This is a genomic window from Haloarcula sp. JP-Z28 (genome assembly GCF_011440255.1).
Taxonomy (GTDB): domain Archaea; phylum Halobacteriota; class Halobacteria; order Halobacteriales; family Haloarculaceae; genus Haloarcula; species Haloarcula marismortui.
This window is the reverse complement of record NZ_JAAOHT010000141.1, coordinates 1-2,655: the sequence shown is the minus strand read 5'-3', so window position 1 is coordinate 2,655 and position 2,655 is coordinate 1. Positions and strand designations below refer to the sequence as shown.

The 2,655-nt window shown below is 55.3% G+C and carries 3 protein-coding genes; all 3 read left to right on the top strand.

Features of this window, described 5'->3' with window-relative positions; genetic code table 11:
• The first annotated feature begins 427 nt into the window (after positions 1-427).
• The gene (locus tag G9463_RS23500) at positions 428-733 is read left to right on the top strand and encodes a DUF6516 family protein (RefSeq protein WP_165897982.1); all 306 of its coding nucleotides are present in this window, start codon (positions 428-430) and stop codon (positions 731-733) included.
• 21 nt (positions 734-754) lie between these two features.
• Positions 755-1,159, top strand: coding sequence for a transcriptional regulator (locus G9463_RS23495; RefSeq protein WP_165897981.1), 405 nt, complete (start codon positions 755-757; stop codon positions 1,157-1,159).
• 282 nt (positions 1,160-1,441) lie between these two features.
• Positions 1,442-2,479 (top strand): hypothetical protein, encoded by a 1,038-nt coding sequence (locus tag G9463_RS23490; RefSeq protein WP_165897980.1) that lies wholly within the window; start codon positions 1,442-1,444, stop codon positions 2,477-2,479.
• The last annotated feature ends 176 nt before the right edge of the window (positions 2,480-2,655 follow it).

Here is a 2,655-nt window from a genome sequence, read left to right as displayed (position 1 = left end):
TTAGCTAACTGAACGACTTTGCTCGTGAAGCGGGAAATCTTCGACATTGACCATCGGCGATTCCCCGCTTCATTCCACTAGTTCTAACGGTCGAAACCGACGCAGTCCCGCGATTCACCAGAGCCGATTAGAACGAAATTCAGTCGATCGCATTGGGTTAGAAAACGTGTCTGCTTGGATGTTATGTGAGACAGAGTGAGTGCTGTACGACAGGTCTGCGCTAATCTTGAAAGCGTGCAACGGGCTATTCTAAGAGTGGACCACCAATTATCCGTGCAAAGGTAGTGCTTTCTACGGACCCGCGAAAAGATTGGACGTTTATATACCTGACCGGCGGCACACAAAGTCTCGATTGTGGTCTTTTGACCCTGTTATGGAGGTGTCTCCATAGGCTTATATCTATGGAGGTAATAACATAGGATAGCGGATGGCGTCCTACACTACCATCGAAGACTGGCGGGATGTCAAAGACGGCTACGTCGTTGCTGTGACCATCCGACAGACGGACGATGAACAGTACCCGTGTGGTTGGGATTACAGCCTCCATCTTGGGGAAGTCGGCGGAAACACGATCCTCCGATACGACAATGCCCACGAACGGACGAAAGGGCACGAGCGCCACATTCACGACGATGTTGAATACATCGAGTTTCCGGGGATGCTGACGCTTTACGACCGCTTCAAGGAGGAGGCTACCGAACTATCGCCCGTCTCGTGGAACTGGTCACCGTAGGACGCCGCCGGGAGGAACACAATGCCCACACTCAAAGTCACCGTCGGAAATAGCGACCATCTCGACCAGCGCACGCGTAGTCGACTCAAGGCCGCTCAGGAGGGCGAAGAACTTGACGACGCCCAACCGACACTGAACTTCGACTCGTACGCCGAACTCAGTCGTCTCCTCAGTCCGAAGAATCTGGAGCTGTTGGAGGCGATCTCCGAACATGAACCGGCGAGCATCCGCGAGGCTGCTGAACTGGTTGACCGAGACTACAAGCAGGTACATCGGAACCTCTCTGAACTTGCAGATATCGACGTTATCGAATTTCAGGGCGGTGGACCGGGCGAAGCAAAGAAGCCGATGTTGGCCTACGACGGTCTCGAAATCGACATTCCATTCACAGGGTCGAACGGGAACACTGGTACTGTTGCACCGTAGTCTATTGCTGTAGTTCCACTTCGGATAGAGTTCGGCCTCGGTGAACACTTTGCTTGTGGCCTCCTCACCGGATGGGTTCAGGTAGGAGTGTATGGAGGGAAAGCCCCCTGTACATTCCAAGAAAAGATGTCTATCCTCTTGCTGAAAACGAAGGCGACCATACATCAAAACCGCAACGGAGGTTACGAACACTTCTACGACACGTTGGAGTATCAGCTGGATTTCCCTCTGTATTGACCGTGAGCCAGTCCAAAATTTTGTGCTCCTCTGGTGGGTGAGAGGATGACTGACTTGACACTCGGTACGTTCGGAGACGGAAACAGCGCCGACAACGACCTCGATCCCGATGCTGCAAGCATTGCCCGGTGCGCGACGACGTGTCGTGCCCCTGATCGTGACGACGGGAGTTGGGCGGCCCCAGACGAGGACTGGGGGCTGACAACGCAGCGGCCAGTGTCGTCGATCAACACGCCGGCTGGTCGAGCAACCAAACAGCAAACGCGGTGGGTCGTCGATGGGGATGTCGGAGACTACGTTGAGCAGTACGCAACTGGCGACCTCCTGCAAATCCCAAACACGTACGGCGACTTCAGTTCAGTCGACACCCGAGTCACATTCGTCGACGGGCTCGCTGACAGCTACGGGTACGGCATTGACGCCCAAGCACTGGAAAAGGCATTGCGTGTCCTCACTGGCGGTGGCCGATACACTGCGTCGCAATATACCGCCATCCCGTGCGGGCAGCAGCCGTGGATTCTGACGGGGCCAGAAGGGACGCTCTTGTGCAGTTGTATGCCCGTTGAGCGGCCGGAGAACCCATACACGAGGAAGCTTCGGACGCCAGAGACGACCCTGCAGATTGAGGAGCAGAACCAAACAGTCCGCACGGGGGCCGCTGAGTTTGCCCACCTGCTGTCCAACGCTCTCGGTATCGATATCGAGGGTGTAGAGTACGCAACAGTACGCGGGCAAACCCAGCACTCGTTCGTCGGCGAGGAGGACAAGTTCCCGATCAAGGCTAGTGACTTAGCACAGTTGCACGGGTTAACGTCCGATCCATCCGTCATCCAGGGGACAGTCAGCCGTGGAGTCCAGCCCCCAAAGGGTGGCGATCCAATCTCAGTCGAATGGGATGGGCCGGAGCATCCGGTTGGATATCTCGACGAGGGAGACGTGATCGCCGGCTACGAGTTTACGTGGGAACAACCTGAAGAGTCGCTGGAAGACGTTGCAGTCGTTCGCGAGTACCGGATCACACGGAACTACTCGCGATGGACGGTTGACTACCATACCCACCGCCTTGCGTCAGTCGTCCCCTGACCGGTCGTTGTGAATACGGCGAATCCATTCATGATGACAAGTATATAGATTCTATAAGTGGCATATATGTCGACTTCACTCTTCACCTATGGAAACGCTGCTGTCTACACAAACCACCGTTTTCGACAAAATAGTTTCGCCGTACTGTGGTCTGCTGTTCTCCCAGCTGGCAGGCG

What these genes read in the sequence shown, in the direction of transcription:
- G9463_RS23500 (WP_165897982.1), top strand. Translation starts at nt 428, where the DNA reads ATGGCGTCCTACACTACCATCGAAGACTGGCGGGATGTCAAAGACGGC.
- G9463_RS23490 (WP_165897980.1), top strand. Translation starts at nt 1,442, where the DNA reads ATGACTGACTTGACACTCGGTACGTTCGGAGACGGAAACAGCGCCGAC.
- G9463_RS23495 (WP_165897981.1), top strand. Translation starts at nt 755, where the DNA reads ATGCCCACACTCAAAGTCACCGTCGGAAATAGCGACCATCTCGACCAG.